Annotated in this window: 15 protein-coding genes; 11 read left to right on the forward strand and 4 right to left on the reverse strand. The window is 62.2% G+C overall.

The window, feature by feature from the left end; all coding sequences use genetic code 11:
• Window positions 1-337 precede the first annotated feature (337 nt).
• The 3 genes from ACFX4T_RS05695 to ACFX4T_RS05705 all read left to right on the forward strand — a co-directional run bounded on the left by ACFX4T_RS05695 (window position 338) and on the right by ACFX4T_RS05705 (window position 3,587).
• Window positions 338-478 (forward strand): hypothetical protein, encoded by a 141-nt coding sequence (locus ACFX4T_RS05695; protein WP_216924421.1) that lies wholly within the window; start codon window positions 338-340, stop codon window positions 476-478.
• A 156-nt stretch (window positions 479-634) separates the two neighbouring features.
• Window positions 635-2,146 (forward strand): glycosyltransferase family 87 protein, encoded by a 1,512-nt coding sequence (locus ACFX4T_RS05700; RefSeq protein ID WP_377651079.1) that lies wholly within the window; start codon window positions 635-637, stop codon window positions 2,144-2,146.
• Window positions 2,139-3,587 (forward strand): phytoene desaturase family protein, encoded by a 1,449-nt coding sequence (locus ACFX4T_RS05705; protein ID WP_377651080.1) that lies wholly within the window; start codon window positions 2,139-2,141, stop codon window positions 3,585-3,587. The genes ACFX4T_RS05700 and ACFX4T_RS05705 overlap by 8 nt, the downstream gene beginning before the upstream one ends.
• Before the next feature lie 24 nt (window positions 3,588-3,611).
• Here the strand turns inward: ACFX4T_RS05705 and ACFX4T_RS05710 are convergent, their stop codons facing one another.
• Complete coding sequence (locus tag ACFX4T_RS05710) at window positions 3,612-4,217, reverse strand: NAD(P)-dependent oxidoreductase (protein WP_377651081.1); 606 nt, start codon at window positions 4,215-4,217, stop codon at window positions 3,612-3,614.
• Between the two features lie 83 nt (window positions 4,218-4,300).
• On the opposite strand from ACFX4T_RS05710, the gene ACFX4T_RS05715 reads away from it, so the two are divergent.
• Entirely contained in the window at window positions 4,301-4,699 is a 399-nt protein-coding gene (locus ACFX4T_RS05715) for a winged helix-turn-helix transcriptional regulator (RefSeq protein WP_377651082.1), read from the forward strand.
• Between the two features lie 48 nt (window positions 4,700-4,747).
• Here ACFX4T_RS05715 and ACFX4T_RS05720 read toward each other — a convergent pair whose 3' ends face one another.
• Both ACFX4T_RS05720 and ACFX4T_RS05725 read right to left on the reverse strand, forming a co-directional pair.
• Window positions 4,748-5,449 carry an ABC transporter ATP-binding protein gene (locus ACFX4T_RS05720; RefSeq protein ID WP_377651083.1) on the reverse strand — a complete coding sequence of 234 codons (702 nt, stop codon included), beginning with the start codon at window positions 5,447-5,449 and terminating at the stop codon, window positions 4,748-4,750.
• Between the two features lie 31 nt (window positions 5,450-5,480).
• Window positions 5,481-6,560, reverse strand: a complete 1,080-nt coding sequence (locus tag ACFX4T_RS05725; RefSeq protein ID WP_377651084.1) for an ABC transporter permease — start codon at window positions 6,558-6,560, stop codon at window positions 5,481-5,483.
• Window positions 6,561-6,756: 196 nt separating this feature from the next.
• Here ACFX4T_RS05725 and ACFX4T_RS05730 point away from each other — a divergent pair, with 196 nt between their 5' ends.
• The 7 genes from ACFX4T_RS05730 to ACFX4T_RS05760 all read left to right on the forward strand — a co-directional run bounded on the left by ACFX4T_RS05730 (window position 6,757) and on the right by ACFX4T_RS05760 (window position 15,967).
• The gene (locus tag ACFX4T_RS05730; protein WP_377651085.1) at window positions 6,757-8,034 is read left to right on the forward strand and encodes a sensor histidine kinase; all 1,278 of its coding nucleotides are present in this window, start codon (window positions 6,757-6,759) and stop codon (window positions 8,032-8,034) included.
• The gene (locus tag ACFX4T_RS05735; RefSeq protein WP_216924436.1) at window positions 8,031-8,687 is read left to right on the forward strand and encodes a response regulator transcription factor; all 657 of its coding nucleotides are present in this window, start codon (window positions 8,031-8,033) and stop codon (window positions 8,685-8,687) included. Before ACFX4T_RS05730 ends, ACFX4T_RS05735 begins: the two co-directional genes overlap by 4 nt.
• Window positions 8,688-8,798: 111 nt before the next feature.
• Window positions 8,799-10,793 carry a penicillin-binding transpeptidase domain-containing protein gene (locus ACFX4T_RS05740; protein WP_377651086.1) on the forward strand — a complete coding sequence of 665 codons (1,995 nt, stop codon included), beginning with the start codon at window positions 8,799-8,801 and terminating at the stop codon, window positions 10,791-10,793.
• Window positions 10,794-10,806: 13 nt separating this feature from the next.
• Window positions 10,807-12,069, forward strand: coding sequence for an FAD-dependent oxidoreductase (locus ACFX4T_RS05745; RefSeq protein WP_223947424.1), 1,263 nt, complete (start codon window positions 10,807-10,809; stop codon window positions 12,067-12,069).
• A gap of 67 nt (window positions 12,070-12,136) precedes the next feature.
• Window positions 12,137-13,819, forward strand: a complete 1,683-nt coding sequence (locus ACFX4T_RS05750; RefSeq protein WP_216924442.1) for an ABC-F family ATP-binding cassette domain-containing protein — start codon at window positions 12,137-12,139, stop codon at window positions 13,817-13,819.
• 190 nt (window positions 13,820-14,009) lie between these two features.
• Window positions 14,010-14,777, forward strand: coding sequence for a DeoR/GlpR family DNA-binding transcription regulator (locus ACFX4T_RS05755; RefSeq protein ID WP_377651087.1), 768 nt, complete (start codon window positions 14,010-14,012; stop codon window positions 14,775-14,777).
• Complete coding sequence (locus tag ACFX4T_RS05760; protein ID WP_377651088.1) at window positions 14,774-15,967, forward strand: MFS transporter; 1,194 nt, start codon at window positions 14,774-14,776, stop codon at window positions 15,965-15,967. Before ACFX4T_RS05755 ends, ACFX4T_RS05760 begins: the two co-directional genes overlap by 4 nt.
• Here ACFX4T_RS05760 and ACFX4T_RS05765 read toward each other — a convergent pair.
• A complete protein-coding gene (locus ACFX4T_RS05765) occupies window positions 15,912-16,616 on the reverse strand; it encodes a phosphatase PAP2 family protein (RefSeq protein ID WP_377651089.1) in 705 nt (234 codons plus the stop codon). The two genes, ACFX4T_RS05760 and ACFX4T_RS05765, sit on opposite strands and share 56 nt — an antisense overlap.
• Between the last annotated feature and the right edge of the window lie 35 nt (window positions 16,617-16,651).

The raw sequence follows: 16,651 nt of genomic DNA on the forward strand, positions 1-16,651 counted from the left end.
TCCCTGAACCACCGGACCGGCTCCAACGCCGGCGGTCTTCATGGCCAACCGTCAAGGGTGGCATTCTGAGCAGTCAGTTGTAGGCGCAGACCCACGCAACAAGCCGCGGGTGCGCAGTTTCCCCAAAGTTCGGAACCAGCTTCTTGTTGGGGACGACTGCAGGAAGCGCACGCAATTGTGCACGATCATTCGCCGCTCGCGCACAGGTCTCCCCACTCCCCCTATTATCGTCGGGCTATTTGTGCGCTCTTTTATGCCTTGATTTCTCCTGAATTCAATTGGCTTTATTTGTTGTGCCCAATTCCGGCAATTTCCTGCATGAAAGGAGGTGAACCACATGCCAAAACGCACTAAGGACCTACGCTTCTACAAGAGCAGCGATGCTCCCAAGGAACGCACGCTGTTCAACGACCAGTTGCTCAGGCAGGGTCGTGAAGACGTCTTCGTCGTCCTGCACCAGATGGGACTCATCCGTTGATGCCCTTCATCCCTTCCGAAGGAGTTTCCGGTGCCGCAGATGCATGCTGAACCGCAGGAAGCCCACGCGGCTACGCGTGGGCTTCCCCCCTTTTAACTGGTCGGTCAGAGCTGCTCCGGTGGCGTTACCCAAGCTGCCTGACTGTAAGCTCGATTTATGCAGGAGACGAAGCCGCACCGGCAGCGAAAACGTGCCCGCTTTGTGGTTCCAAGCCGCAGCGACTCCCTGCTTCGTAACTTCACGGAGGTTGTCGGTGGGCCCTTGGGCCGCCACTCGGCCCCAGGACAGATCTCCCCCGCGCCGTTTACGGTTGAACGCGTCCTCGTTATCCTCACCGTGATCGCTGCCCTGCTGGCCGTGCTGGCGAAGGACTATTGCCGCGTCAATGGCTGGGAAACGCCCACGCAGTTTTACGCCACGTGCTACTCCGACTTCCCGGAGCTCTTCCGCAACCGCGGCTTGGGCGATGGAGTGTTCCCCTTCTTTACACAAGGCAGCTTGTTTGAGTACCCGGTCATCATGGGGATCATCGCAGGCTTGACGGCGCTGCTCGTACCAGGACAAGGGGTGGGCCCCGAACGCATTCTGGGTTACTTCGACGTCAACGCAACGCTGATTGTTGCCGTGTGGATGATTACCGTCCTCCTGACAGCTCGAATGAACAAGCGTCGCCCTTGGGATGCCGCCATGGTGGCCCTGGCCCCGGGAATCGTCCTTGCGGGGTTCATCAACTGGGACATGTGGGCGGTGGCCCTGCTCGCGTTGGCCATGTACTTCTTCTCCCGCGACAAGTTGATCCTGGCGGGAATCTGCATCGGGTTGGGAACGGCCACCAAGCTGTACCCCGTCCTCATCCTGGGTGCCATTTTGGTGTTGGCGCTGCGCAGTGGTCGTCTGCGGACCTTCTTGGTGACTGCCGCTGCGGCTGCCGCGGCATGGCTGGCCGTCAACTTGCCCATCGCTGCAATGAACCCTTCGGGCTGGCGCTACTTCTTTGAATTCACCCAGGAACGACCCGCCGGATACAGCTCGCCCTGGTTCGCGTTCAACCTCGTGGCTGATCGGCTTCAATGGACCCAACTTAACGCTGCCACTATCAACTCGCTTGCGCTGAACCTCTTTGTCATTGCTTGCGTGTTGATCGGTGCCCTGGCTTTGACGGCGCCCAGGCGCCCCCGCCTTGCCCAGCTGGCCTTCCTGATTGTGGCCGCGTTCATCCTCACAAACAAGGTGTACTCTCCCCAGTTCGTCATCTGGCTCATTCCGCTCCTTGCCCTTGCGAGGCCACGCTGGCGGGACTTCCTCGTTTGGCAGGCCGCCGAAGGCCTCCACTGGGCTGCAATATGGATGTACTTGGGCATGGCCACCAGCGGTGGGCCCGTGCAGCACAACATAGATATGTCCTACTACGTCCTGGCTGTGGCCTTGCACATGGTTGCAACGGCGTACCTGATGGCAAGGGTAGTGATGGATATCTTGGATCCATCGCAGGATCCCCTACGCGCATTGGGCGAAGACGATCCCCATGGTTCGCCTTTCGAAGGCACCAAGGATTGGCTCAGGATCGACCTTCTCCATCCGTCCATGTCAGTTCTCCCCTGGCGTTCTGGGATTGAGCCCGCCGAGCCGAAAGCTCCCCGGCAGTTGGAGGTGGGTAGCGATGGCTGATGTCGCCGTCGTCGGTTCTGGTCCCAACGGTCTGGCCGCAGCAGTGACCATGGCCCGCGCAGGGCTGGAGGTACATCTGTACGAGGCCGCCGATGCCATCGGGGGCGGGACCCGGACAAGCGAGCTGATCGAGCCGGGATACCTTTACGATGTATGCTCCGCGGTGCATCCAATGGCACTGGCGTCTCCTTTCTTCAAGGAATTCAACCTTGCGCAGCGCATTGAGCTGCGCTTGCCTGAAGTCCAGCACGGCACGCCGTTGGACGTGGGCGGAGCCGCCCTCGCTTACCAGTCCTTGGAACGGACCGCCATGGAACTGGGGGCGGACGGCCCAGCGTACCGCCACCTGATTGCGCCCCTCCTTGCGCGCGTCAACGGCGTAGTGGACTTTACGTCGAACCAGTTGCTCCGCGTGCCCAAGGATCCCCTTGCTGCTGTGCTGTTTGGCCTCGCGACCCTTGACCAAGGAACACCGTTCTGGGGACGGCGCTTCCGTGAAGAGGCTGCTCCCGCTTTGTTGACCGGCGTGATGTCCCACGCGTTGGGCTCCCAGCCATCGCTTAGTTCCACGGGTGCCGGGCTCTTGCTCGCCGTCCTGGCCCACGCAGGCGGATGGGTGGTGCCCGTGGGCGGATCCGCAGCTATCGCAGGTGCCATGGCGGAGGACCTCATTGCCCACGGCGGGACCATCCACACCGGTGTGCGCGTGGATTCTTTCGATCAGGTCAGGCCAGCAAAGGCCATCCTGTTGGATGTTGCACCTCCGACGCTTGCACGTCTGGGTGGCGCTGAGATACCCGACAATTATCGTCGGGCACTGGATGCATTCCGCTTCGGGAATGCAGCGTGCAAAGTGGACTACATTCTGTCCGAACCTGTTCCTTGGCTTGCCCCTGGCCTGAGGCAGGCGGGGACGGTTCATGTGGGTGGTTCGCGGTTGGCCATGGCCGAATCCGAGAACCTCGTGGACATGGGCAAACACCCAGCGGAGCCCTACGTGCTGGTATCCCAACCGTCCCTGGTGGACTCGTCGCGGGCACCGGTGGGGCGACACATCCTGTGGACGTACTGCCATGTGCCGGCTGGCTCTGATGTGGACATGGCGGAGGCTGTCACTGCACGGATTGAACGGTACGCACCAGGCTTCAGGGACGTGGTGGTTGCCTCGAAGACCACGACGGCGGCTGAACTGGCCGCTTACAACGAAAACTACGTGGGTGGCGACTTCAGTGCAGGTCTGCTGGATATGCGGGGCTTGGTACAAAGGCCGGTAGTGTCCAACGTTCCGTGGCGTACACCCGTGCCGGGCGTCTACTTGTGTTCTTCATCCACCCCGCCCGGGCCTGGTGTTACAGGGATGCCCGGGTACCATGCGGCGAAGTATGCCCTCAAGGACATATTCCAGATGCCGGTACCCGGGCTCGGCCTGGCTGTCGGTTAGCCCCGACTTAGGCCAGGCTGCTATTTAGTTTGCAGCCGTGAATCGTGCGCGGCGGTGAGCAGGGCTTTCGATTTCATCCAGCATGGCCACGGCGTAGTCCTGCGAGGAGATGCTGTTACCGGCCGGGGTATCCTTGGCCACGTTGTATTCACCGGTACGCTCGCCGGGTTGGATAACGGGAGCGGGGGCAAGTACCGTCCAGTCGACGGTCTCGGGAGTCTGCTTGACGACTTCCAGTGCCTTCGCGGCGGTGGTGGCTTCCGCCTTGTATGCCTCGGGGAAGTCGGGGGAATCGAGGAGCCGGACGCCGTCTACCTCGAGGGTTCCTGCGCCGCCAACGATCATGAGGCGGGTTCCTTCGGCGTTGCTGTAAGCAGCGGTCATGGCATCGAGCCACTCTCCATGGTCCCCGCCGGTGCGGCTGGGACCGGTAGCCAGCACAACGACGTCGTGGTCCTTTGCAATGGAGGCAAAGACCTCCGCGTCGGCCAAATCGGCTACCTGGGCAGTTGCGCCGGCGACCTCGGTGCCCTTGCGGGAGATAGCCGTGACTTCATGGCCGCGGGTGAGGGATTCATTGACGATTTCACTGCCGACCATGCCCGTTGCGCCGTAGACTGCGATTTTCATGACTCTCCTTGGGGTTGCTATCCTTCCGATAACACGAAGGTATCTATTTGATACTGATAGCTTCAAAGGAACTGAGTTACCTTATGGATACTAATGGCCTGCCAGGGAACGTCCTGGATCCCAATTGCCCATCCCGCGTGATCTTCCAGAGAATCGGGGACAAGTGGGCGTCATTGGTGATCCAAGTCCTCGGTGACGGGCCCGTGCGGTTCTCGGAGCTGCGAAAGATGGTCCACGTCGTCACGCCGAAGGTCCTGACGCAGACGCTGCGCGCCTTGGAACGTGATGGGCTTATTACGCGTACCGTCCACGCACAGGTGCCGCCGCGAGTGGATTACGAACTCACACCGATGGGTGAATCACTCCTGCAACCCCTCACCCTTTTACGTCAGTGGGCGGAGAGCCACGTCCCCACGATTCTCGAAGCCCGCGACACCTACGACGAAGCGCAGGATGACCTCTTGCTCGGCTCATCCAACTAAGTAGCAGTTAAGCGCGTTCTGGACGCTCAAAACGCGCTCTACTGCAACCTAGTTGGGCAGGGCGGACGGGAGTGCGGCGGGGCTGATTCGTCCGTCCCGCATGGTTGTGACGGAGTCCGTCAGGGGAAGGAACTCCGTATCATGCGTGACCATCACGGTGGCGGTGGAGAACTCGTCCGTAATCCGACGCAACAACCTGACGATCGATTCGCTGCGTTCGTGGTCCAGGGCTGCGGTAGGTTCGTCCACCAGCAATACGGTGGGGCTGCCCATGAGCGCCCGGGCGATGTTCACCCGTTGACGCTGCCCACCGGATAGCTGGTGAGGCCTCTTGTTTGCCAATGCAGCCAAGCCCACGATCTCCAAGAGTTCATGCGCTTTGCCAAGGGCCTCACGGACAGCCTTGCCGCGCAGGTGGTCCCGGATCAGCAGCTGCTCGACGGCGGTCAGCGACGGAAGAAGGTTGGGCTGCTGGAAGATGATGCCCACCTTGTCTCGCCGCAAGGCAGTGCGCTCGGCGTCCTTGAGCGCTGAAACGTCCTGGCCGTCGATGACGACGAGTCCCGAGGTGGGCTTCACGAGCGTGGCCGCAACAGCCAAGAGCGAGGATTTGCCGGAACCGGACGGACCCACCAAGGAGAGGAACTCTCCGCGTCCGACTACAAGGTCGACGGCGTCCAAAGCTTTGAGGCTTGACTCGCCGTCGGGATACTCAAGGGAGATGTCGATGAGATTCAGTGCATGGGTCACAATGTATGCCTCTCTGGGAATGTTCAAAAACTTAGTTGCCACCGAGGGCAAACAGCGGATCTACTTTGGTGACATTGCGGACCGCGAGGACAGCGCCGCCGAGGCCCAGGACGACGACGCCGACAACCGGCACCAACGTAGTCAAAGGCGTGATGAGGAAGGGCGCTGCGCTGGCCGCGAGAAGTCCGCCCGCGAGGCCCAGCAAACCGCCACCTGCGGCTCCGGCCAGCAGCACTATCGCCGCCTGACCCAAGGCGTCACGCAGGACGTATCCCGCAGAACCGCCGAGTGCTTTGAGGACCGCGATGTCACGCGTCCGCTGCACTGTCCACACAGTAAGGAAGGCAACGATCACCAAGGCCGAGATTCCATAAAGAAATGCCTGCATGAGCATGAGAGAACCGTTCTCACTCTTGTACGAGGCGAGGGCCTGGAACGAGCCGATGGGATCCATGCTCACCGTGCCAGCCGCAGCGTTGGCGGCATCAACGCTGACGGAGGTACCGGCGTCGTACTTTATGGCCAGGACCGTGGCGGTGCCCTGGGGCGCGTGGGCGATCTTTCGCCAGGTGTCTAGCGTCGTCCAGACCACGCCAGTGTGCGAGTACCACTGGTCCTCCACAACTTCTGAAACAGTCAGCTCCGTTCCTCCGACCCGGACTCGACTGGCGGCTTGGAGCCCCAAATCCTTGGCCACGGTTTTGCCGACCACGACGGTCCCGTCCTCAACAGGGGTAGAACCCAAAGAACCGCCAAAAACTGCCACATTTGCAGTGCCGTTCGGAGTGCCACCTTCAGCCAAGGATTGGAGGCGGGTTTGGCTGATGCCCACCGCGTGTGCCGATGAAACGCCGGGTTGTTCCCGCCAGGCTTCGAGCTGCGCATTGGAAACCTCAGACTCGGTGTAGGAGGCCTTCGGCTCCCCGCCCGCCGGTGCACCGAAGACGATCTGCTGTGCAGGCATTGATTCAATGGCCGATGTCGACTGGTTTCCGAGGCCGGCAGTAAGCCCCGAAAGCATGACCAGAAGCAGGGTAATAAGGGCCACAACACTTCCCATGAGCGCGAACCGGCCCCTGGCGAAGCGGATGTCGCGGATGGCTAGAAACATCAGAATCCTTTGCTTGGATGCGGGCTTGGTCCCGACTGAATCCACTCTTCCGCCCAATGGATCCGGGCACATCGGGAGCCCGATGGATTGGCGCACATCAAGGGGTTGAACCCGCCATCATCCGATTGGTTGATTCCTGCTTCGGGACGCGGAATTCCGAGGGAGTGGCGCGTCGGGCGGGGATAGGCTGGGACGCATGCAGGAGACTCCTACCGGCACCGCCACCATCCTCCGTGTGCTGCGGATAAGTCTCCATGTCGGCTTCGCGGTGCTGCTGCTCGTGGCAGTGGTGCGGCTGGTGGCAGGCACTGCGGGCAGTCCGTCGCCGGTGGCTGTTATTGCTGGACTGGCATTGTCAGCCGCCTTGGCCCTTGTGTACCTCGTGGGAACCATCCTCGAAAAACGCCACGCGGGCAATGCCTCCCGGTTCGATCCCACACCTTACTCAGGCTGGTGGCTTGGTGCCGTGATGGCCTTGTGGCTGTTGCTTCTCCTGGTCAGCGGCGATTTCGCATGGGTTGCCTTCCCACTCTTCTTCCTCCAATTGCACGTACTCCCCCGGCGCCTCGCGTTGCCGGCAATCGTGGTGAGCACCGCTTTGCTCATCGGTGCCCTCTGGTTCCACAGCAGGGCTTCGGCCGACGGCGGTCTGCAGCTCGCGATGGTCATGGGACCCATGTTCGGGGCTGGTTTTGCTGTGGTCACCGGACTGGCATACCGTGCCTTGTTCCTGGAGGCCGAGAATCAACGCATTGTTGCCGACGACCTCCGACGAACACGGGCAGAATTGGCCAAAACCCAGCACGACGCCGGGGTCCTGACAGAGCGCGAACGGCTGGCCCGGGAAATTCACGACACCTTGGCACAGGGATTCTCCAGCATTGTCCTGATGGGCAGGTCTGCGGGGAAAGCCTTGGAGGAGGGAGACGTGGAGGCCGCGAATGAACGGTTGAGGATCGTACAGGAGACCGCGTCAGCCAACCTTGCAGAGGCACGCAGTTTTGTCCGTGATCTTCGGCCGCCCGCTTTGGAGGAGTCCGATCTGGTGGACACGTTGCGGAGGCTTTGCGAGAAGACTGAGACCGAAGCAGCCGCCCGGGGAACCGCACTGCGCTGCCGCTTCGAGCTTGTGGGCACCCCCTTGGACTTGCCCACTACTTACCAGACCACCCTGCTTCGGGCCGCCCAGGCTTCCCTTGCGAACGTGTGGGCGCACGCCCGCGCAAGTGCCGTCGTCGTGACTTTGTCCTTCCTCGGCTCGGAGGTAACCTTGGATGTTTTTGACGACGGCGTGGGTTTTGAACCGTCGACGGCGACCGTCAATGCCCGCGGGGACGGCACCGGCGTGGGACTCCAGAGCCTGCGCGAGCGGCTGGCAGCACTCGAAGGCAGCCTGGATATCGAATCGGCGCCCGGCGAGGGAACAGTGGTTGCCCTTCGGGTGCCGCTGCCAGCCCGGGATGGTGGGGCATGAGTGATATCCGCATCCTCCTGGTGGACGACCATCCGGTTGTCCGGGCTGGCCTCCGGGCGATGCTCGCTGATTTTCCTGGTGTCAGTGTTGTGGCCGAGGCTGCGGACGGTGAAGCGGCGCTGGCCGAACTGGGCAGGTTGAACACTCTGGGTGAGCCCGTGGACCTGGTGCTGATGGACCTTCAAATGGGTAACGGTATGGACGGAGTGACGGCCACAGGCAGGATCAAAGCTGGCCAGGGTGGGACTCCCCCGCCGCCTGTCCTTATCCTCACCACCTACGACACGGACGCTGACATCCTCGCCGCTGTTGAGGCTGGTGCCAGCGGCTACATGCTGAAGGACGCCCCGCCTGAGCAGATCCAGCAAGCTGTCTTATCCGCTGCCGCTGGCCAAACCGCGCTGGCACCGGAGGTGGCGGCCCGACTCATGGGCAGGATCCGGAATCCGTCGCCTGCATTGAGCCCCAGGGAAGTCCAGTTACTGGAACTTCTGGCCACCGGAATGGGCAACCGCGCCATGGCGAAGCAGTTGTTCATTTCCGAGGCAACAGTGAAGACGCACCTTGTTCATATCTATTCCAAGCTGGGCGTGGACAACCGAACGGCGGCGATAGCAGTGGCCGCGCAGCGCAGGATCATTCGGCAGCGGTAAGTCATTTTCGATTGGCACGCCAGCAAGTCGTTCCGGAGGACCTGGCGTGGGGCGGGTCCGCGTTGTGGTCGCGACGAGAAACTGTCAGGGGAACGGGGCATAATGTCGCAAATGGGGAAAATGAAAACACGGAATCTTGTCCTTGGCTTGGTATCGCTGGTGATGGCTGGCTCGCTGACCGCCTGCGATGACGGCCGCGCCGGTGCCGAGGGTGCAGCGAAGCAGCTGGCCTCCTCACTTGCCGCGCTCGACGTCGGTTCACTCGCCGTGGCGGGCAAGGACGCTTCCGCGGCCAACGATGAACTCAACGCGGTGTTTGAGGGACTCGGCGCCAAGCCATCGGTTCAGTCAGGTGACGTGAAGCTCGACGGCGAGACCGCCACCTTCCCTTTGAACTACAGCTGGAACATCGGCTCAGCAAAATGGGAGTACAGCTCCGAGGCTACGTTGAAAAAGTCCGGTGACAAGTGGGCTGTTCAATGGAACCCCCAGCTCCTTGCCCCGGAACTTTCGGATGGCCAGACGCTCTCCGTTAAGACCGTTCCTGCCCAGCGCGGACAGATCCTCGGCGCAGGGGATGCCCCCATTGTGGAAGACCGGCCTGTTTTCCGCGTTGGTATCGACAAGACCAAGCTTGCCGCTGATCAGGCGGATGCCTCCGCGCGGGCAATGGCTGCCCTGCTCGGCCTTGACGTCGAAGACTACGCCAAGCAGGTGGCAGCCTCGGGTCCGCAGGCTTTCGTGGAGGGCATCGTCCTCCGCGCCTATACCCCCGAAATTACCGAAGCAAAGATCACTGCGATTCCGGGTGGCGCGAGCATCCTGGACTCCATGGCGTTGGCACCGACACGCACTTTCGCCCGGGCGCTCCTGGGAAGTGTGGGGCAGGCCAGTGCAGAGCAGATCGAGAAGTCCAATGGTGCCCTGCGGGCCGGGGACACCACAGGAACCGGCGGCCTTCAACAGAAATACGATTCGCTGCTCCGCGGTAAGGATGGCGTGGAAGTGGTAGCCAAGCAGGCAGCGAAGTCGGAAGGCGAAACCCCTGCAACCAAAGTATTCTTCTCGTCCCTTCCTGTGCCTGGAACAACCCTCAAGACCACGCTTGACCTGAAGCTCCAGCAACTGGCCGAAGAAACCCTTGCCGGAGTAGGGCCAGCGTCCGCCATTGTGGCTCTGAAGCCTTCTACCGGAGCTGTCCTCGCGGCCGCATCCGGTCCAGGCAGCAACGGCTACAACACGGCGATGCTTGGCCAGTACGCGCCGGGCTCCACGTTCAAGATCGTCGATTCCCTGGCGCTCTTCCGTGACGGCGCCACACCTGATTCAAAGGTCGAATGCACCCCTACTCTGACAGTTGACGGCAGGACCTTCAAGAACTCCGAGGGCTATCCGGAGAGCTCCTTGGGCTCCGTTACGCTGCGGGACGCGTTTGCCCATTCCTGCAACACCGCCTTCATCAATGCCCGTGACACCGTCAGCCAGGACCAGCTCGAGTCCGCCGCCATGGCATTGGGCGTGGCCGTGGAAGCGCCCAAGCTGGGAGCTGACGCCTTCCTCGGTTCAGTCCCTGGCGCCGCAGAGGGAACCGAGCACGCGGCATCCATGATCGGCCAAGGTAAGGTGCTCTTCTCCCCACTGTCTGCTGCGATCATGGCAGCCTCTGTTGGCAACGGCGCTCCGGTGTCGCCTCAACTGGTGCTGAACCCAGAAGCCCAGAACTCCAGTCCGACAGCGACGCCCACGGAAAGCGGCAGCGCGCCGTCGTCCTCTTCGTCTGGTGCGCCGTCCCCTTCCGCTAGCGCGCCGCCCGCTTCGCCGCCCTCAACCAAGCCGATCACCAAGGAAGAAGCCGCAGCGCTATCAGACATGATGCGGGCGGTGGTGACCTCCGGGCACGCAGGATTCCTCGCCCAGGTGCCGGGAGCGCCCGTCGGGGCAAAAACGGGTACTGCTGAGTTCGGCAATGACGACCCGCCCAAGACTCACGCGTGGATCGTTGCGGTCCACGGAGACCTGGCGGTTGCCGTGTTCGTGGAAGACGGCGGGCTGGGTGCGACCACCAGCGGGCCGTTGTTGAAGTCGTTCCTCACCGCCGCCGGCTAACTCGGGAGAAGCTATGGAAAGCAGCACGCAGTGCGTTGTGGTTGGCGGAGGTCCGGCTGGGATCGTGCTGGGCCTGCTCCTTGCCCGGGCCGGAGTTGAAGTCACTGTGTTGGAGAAGCACGCCGACTTCCTGCGGGACTTCCGCGGCGATACCGTGCACGCCTCCACCGTCCGCCTCCTCGACGAGTTGGGGTTGGGTGAAGGGTTCCGGCAGCTGCCGCAGAGCAAGCTTGGTAATTTCCAGCTCCCTGCCGGGACCGGGGATTCTGTGATCCTCGCTGATTTCGGGCTCCTCAAGGAGCCGTATAACTATGTGGCCATGGTGCCCCAGTGGGACTTGCTGAACTTTCTGGTGGAGGCAGCCAAGCAGGAACCTACCTTCACGTTGCGGATGAACACTGAGGTCACAGAGCTGCTCCGCGACGGGGCCGGTGCAGTATCGGGTGTGGCGTACAGAACCCGGGACCCCCTAACCGGCGAAACCGTAGGGACGGGCGAACTGAGCGCAGCATTGACCGTGGCCTGTGACGGCCGTAGTTCGGTGCTTCGTGCACGGGCGGGTTTGGTGCCACGCGAATTTCCGGTGCCGTTCGATACGTGGTGGTTCCGGCTTCCGCGGTACTCCGATGAGAGGGATCCCGTGGCGTCGATTGCGCCCAGTTTCGGGACTTCGGATGTTCTGCTGAGTTTGACCCGCAAGGACTTTTATCAGATCGCCTACCTCGCGGCGAAGGGACTGGACCCGAAGTTGCGGGCTGAAGGCGTGGAGGCGTTTCGTGCACGCATCGCCAGGTTGCGGCCAGACCTTTCAGACCGTGTGGACAACATTCGCTCCGTGGATGATCTTCACCTGTTGGACGTGAAGCTCAACCGTTTGTCCGAGTGGCACAAGCCGGGCCTCCTGCTTATTGGTGATGCTGCCCATGCGATGTCCCCCGCCGGTGGCGTGGGGATCAACCTGGCGGTGCAGGACGCCGTCGCGGCCGCCCGGATCATTGCGTCCCCGCTGCTGAGCAACACGCTCGACGACGGTCACCTCGCCGCCGTCCAGAAGCGGCGCTGGCCACCAACCGTGATTGTGCAGACGTTTCAGCGGGTGCTGCATCGCGTGATCTTCGCGCAGGTCATGGCAGGCAAGCAGCCAAAACCGCCCAAATTGTTGCTCTTCGTGCTCCGGAACTTTCCCGGCGTCCGGAAGGTGCCTGCACGGATGATTGCCTTCGGCCCACGACCCGAGCGTGCACCGCAGTTCGCCCGGCGAAAGCCTGACGCTTAGCCCGCTTGGGCACCGAGGCCAAGTTCCGCCGTCGAGCCTTAATACCTGGCCGTGGGAAGATTGGGCGGTGGCCCATATTGACGTTTCCGGCATCGACTACTTCCTCTCCGACGGCACCCAGCTGCTCAACGGCGTGACCTTCAAGGTGCCGGACGGCACCAAGACCGCGCTGATTGGACCCAACGGAACCGGCAAAACGACGCTGTTCAAGATCATTTCCGGCGACCTCACACCCGACGAAGGCGTCGTAGGCAAATCCGGGAACATGGGCATCATGCGCCAGTTCGTGGGGCAAGTCCGGGACGAATCAACTGTCCGGGACCTGCTGGTTTCCACGGCCCAAGCCGGGCTGGCGGCAGCTGCCAAGGCGGTAGAAGACGCCGAGCTCGCCATGATGGAACACGACGATGAACCCACCCAGATGAAGTACGCCCAGGCGATCGTGGATTGGGGAGACGCCGGCGGTTACGACGTCGAGACGGTCTGGGACGAAGTCTGCATGGCGGCTTTGGGAATTTCCTTCGACAAAGCACAGTTCCGACGTGCCTCCACGCTGTCCGGTGGCGAGCAGAAGCGGCTCGTGTTGGAAGCCCTGTTTGCGGGTCCGGATGAACTTCTGCTCCTGGACGAACCGGATAACTACCTTGACGTCCCCGGTAAGCGCTGGCTGGAGTCAAAGCTCAACGAATCCAAGAAGACCGTGCTGTTCATTAGCCACGACCGCGAGCTGCTCAACAACGCCGCCGGACGAATAGTGACGCTTGAACCAGGCATCAACGGAGCCGGAGCCTGGATCCACGGAGGCGGTTTCGGCTCCTACGTGGAGGCGCGTGCCGACAGGAACGCCCGGTTCGAGGAACTCCGCAAGCGCTGGGACGAGGAGCATGTGAAGCTCAAGGAACTCGTCAACATGTACAAGAACAAGGCTGCGTTCCGGTCCGACATGGCCAACAGGTACCAGGCAGCACAGACCCGTCTTGCCAAGTTCCTGGAGGCGGGGCCGCCCGAGGCCCTGCCCATTGAGCAGAACGTGAAGATGCGCCTCAAGGGTGGGCGAACAGCCAAACGCGCCGTCGTGGCGGAGAAGCTTGAACTGACTGGGCTCATGAAGCCGTTCTCCACCGAAATCTGGTTCGGCGACCGTGTGGGCGTTCTCGGTTCCAACGGTTCCGGAAAGAGCCACTTCCTGCGCTTGCTCGCAACGGGAGGCACCGACCCTGAGCGGGAGCACTTGCCGGTGTCGGACGTTGTCATTGCCGAAGTGCCGCACGAAGGAACTGTGAAGTTGGGCGCGCGTATCCGCCCCGGATTCTTCGCGCAGACGCACGTTCGCCCGGATCTGCTGGGCCGGACCTTGTTGGAGATCCTCCACCGCGGCGATGAACACCGCTCCGGCCTGCCCCGCGAAGCTGCCGCAGGTGCTCTGGACTCTTACGGTTTGGCCGGCCAGTCGGAGCAAAAGTATGAGTCCCTGTCCGGTGGCCAGCAGGCGCGGTTCCAGATCCTCCTGCTGCAGCTGTCCGGAGCCACCCTCTTGCTCCTGGACGAGCCCACCGACAACCTGGACTTGCACTCCGGCGAGGCCCTGGAGCGCGCTATCGATGCTTTCGAGGGAACGGTCCTGGCTGTCACCCATGACCGCTGGTTCGCCAAGTCCTTTGACCGCTTCCTGATTTTTGGCTCGGATGGAAAGGTCTACGAGTCGGAGGAACCCGTGTGGGATGAGAAACGCGTGGAGCGCGCCCGCTAATCCACACGTTCTCTCACATCGTTGCCCTTTTCGCCCGATGCTCTCTCGGTTGATGAGAGAGCATCGCGGGTTTAAGGGGTGGGATGTGAGAGAGCATCGTGGGTTTAAGGGGTGGGATGTGAGCGAGCATCGGGTGATCAAATGATCACACTGCATGATTAAGTGAGCGTCAGCCTGATACCGTTGAACTATGGGAACTCCTGACCGCCACCGACTCATAGGCGAGTTGCTGCGCAAACGCGAAGAAGTATCGGTGGACGAGCTTGTGGCGGCAACCGGTGCCTCGGGAGCCACTGTCCGCCGTGACCTCGAGATCCTCGCTGCCAATGGAGTACTGAAGCGGATCCACGGCGGGGCCCGCAGTCTGCTGGCGCGGGGCGACAACCCCGGCTACGGGCAGCGCGAACTGGAAGACCATGAGGCCAAGCTCAAAATCGCAGCAGCCGTTGACACGCTCCTGAAGGACCGCGAGCACGTGTGGTTGGACAGCGGATCCACCGCCACGGAGATCGCGCGGCGGCTGAGTCAGCGTGACCTCACAGTGATGCCGATGTCCTTGCACGGCGTTGAGGCGCTGACCCACGCCAAGGAGGGCCGCCGGCCGCAGCTCATACTCCCCGGAGGAAGCCTCATTCCCGGCGAACGGTCTTTCCGCGGACCCATGACCGAGGCGAACATTCGCTCGTTGCGGTTCGACACCGCTGTGGTCACACCCTGCGCCCTCAACCTCAAGGATGGACTGCTGGCCCATGACATTGACGACGCCGCGGTGAAGCGCGCCGGCCTGGAATCGGCGTCGCGGGTCATCGTTGCTTCCTCCGGCAGTAAGTGGAATGCCAGCGCGGTAGCCCTGGTTGCCGCTATGGAGACTGTGGACGTCATCGTGACGGACCTGAAGCCTTCTTCCGAAGATCTTGCCCGGCTCGACAAACTCTCTGTGGAAGTTGTGATTGCATGACCACAAGCACAAGAAGCGACACCAACGTCAACGCGGCGGCGGTGGCGACGTTCCTGATCTTCGCCATGAACGGCTTGGTGTTTGCCAGCTGGGCGGCACGCATCCCCGCTGTCACCGAGGCTCTTAGCCTGACCTCCGGCCAAATGGGCACCCTGCTGCTTTGCACCGCCGTCGGCTCCCTGATGGCTTTGCCATCCGCAGGTTGGGTGGTGGGCCGAATCGGTACAGCTGGCACGGTTCGCCTCGCCGGCATCGTGGCAGGTGCCGCAGGTGCTGCGATCGCTTTCTCCCTCATGGCTGCATCGGTCCCGGGCACAGCCATCGCGCTCTTCTTCTTCGGCATCGGCATTGGCCTGTGGGACGTAGCCCAAAACATCGAAGGGGCCGACGTCGAACATCGGCTGAAGCGGACCATCATGCCGCAGTTTCACGCAGCGTTCAGTGGCGGGGCGTTTGTAGGCGCTTTGATCGGCGCGGGGCTCTCTCAACTCGGTGTTGGCCTCCCTGAGCACCTGCTCGTGATCGCCGGACTTGCTGTCCTCCTAGCGCTGACCGTGCCGCGGTACTTCCTGCCACACGAAGCGTCAGTGGCTGAAGCGCTCGACGACGGCGCGCCGGCTCCCAAGGGACCCACGGCTTGGCGGGACGGCCGGACCCTGCTCATCGGTGTGGTGGTTTTGGGGGCGACCCTCACCGAAGGGGCCGGCAACGACTGGATTGCCAAGGCAGCCGTTGATGGACTCGGTACCTCCGAAGCGACGGGGGCCCTGCTGTTTGCGCTCTTCGTTGCTGCAATGACCGGGATGCGGTTCCTCGGCGGCAAGGTCATCGACAGGTTCGGCCGCGTCGCTGTTCTCCGCGCCAGCATGGCAGCGGCCGCGCTGGGCCTTGCGTTGTTCGTCTTTGCCGGCAACGTGGTGCTGGCTGGCCTTGGTGCTGCACTCTGGGGCGTTGGTGCGGCGTTGGCCTTCCCGATGGGCATGTCCGCAGCGGCCGACGATCCCAAGCACGCAGCGGCCCGGGTTTCCGTGGTCTCCACGATTGGCTACGTCGCGTTCCTCGCTGGCCCGCCGCTTCTGGGCTACCTTGGGGACCAAACCGGGATTCACATGGCACTGCTGGCCATCGGATTGCCTATTCTTGTTGCCCTGCTTCTTGCTGGCGTTGCAAAGCCCTTGCGCGCCAAATAGTCGTCCGACCAGCGATTTCATTCTCCTGGATGCATATGTCGCAGAACGGCCACCACAACAGCAGGACCACGCCGGCGGCAAGGCAAGCACCGCCGAGGACATCACTTAACCAGTGAGCGGACAGGTAGGTTCTGCTAACCATCATCGCGAGTATGCCAAGAACGGCCACCACTTTCGCCCACTGCTGACCGATCAGCAACGCCATGACGACGAGGAAAGCGGTAGTCGCAGAAACATGCCCCGAAGGGTATGAGCCTGTATCCGAGAGGACCTTGGCGCCTTGGGGCCGATCACGCCCAACCAGCGCTTTGGCCAGTTGAGTGAGGCCCAGTGCGGACAGACCGGCGAGTGCAGAGAAGGCGGCCGCGCGGGGACGCTGCCAAATGAGTAGCGCGGCTGCCAGCACCAGGTGCGACACCAAGGCGCCTGTATACCCAGCCCAGTTGAGCACCACGTTTACTGCGTCCCAGAACGGGGCGTGCAGGCTGAAGGAATAGGCCTGCCATGTTGTATCAATTCTGTTGAAGGCGGGCTCCCCTTGGCCGGCCATAATCAGCCCTCCCGGTACCGCGAACGCGCAGAGCAATAGCAAGGCAGGCGCGACAATCTGCCAGGTGGGCCGTTGGCGCGGACGCAGGACGCGAATCATGCACTCATCGTAGCCACGCCGGTTGGACAGGGTTG

This window comes from Paenarthrobacter sp. YIM B13468 (genome assembly GCF_042788025.1).
Taxonomy (GTDB): domain Bacteria; phylum Actinomycetota; class Actinomycetes; order Actinomycetales; family Micrococcaceae; genus Arthrobacter; species Arthrobacter aromaticivorans.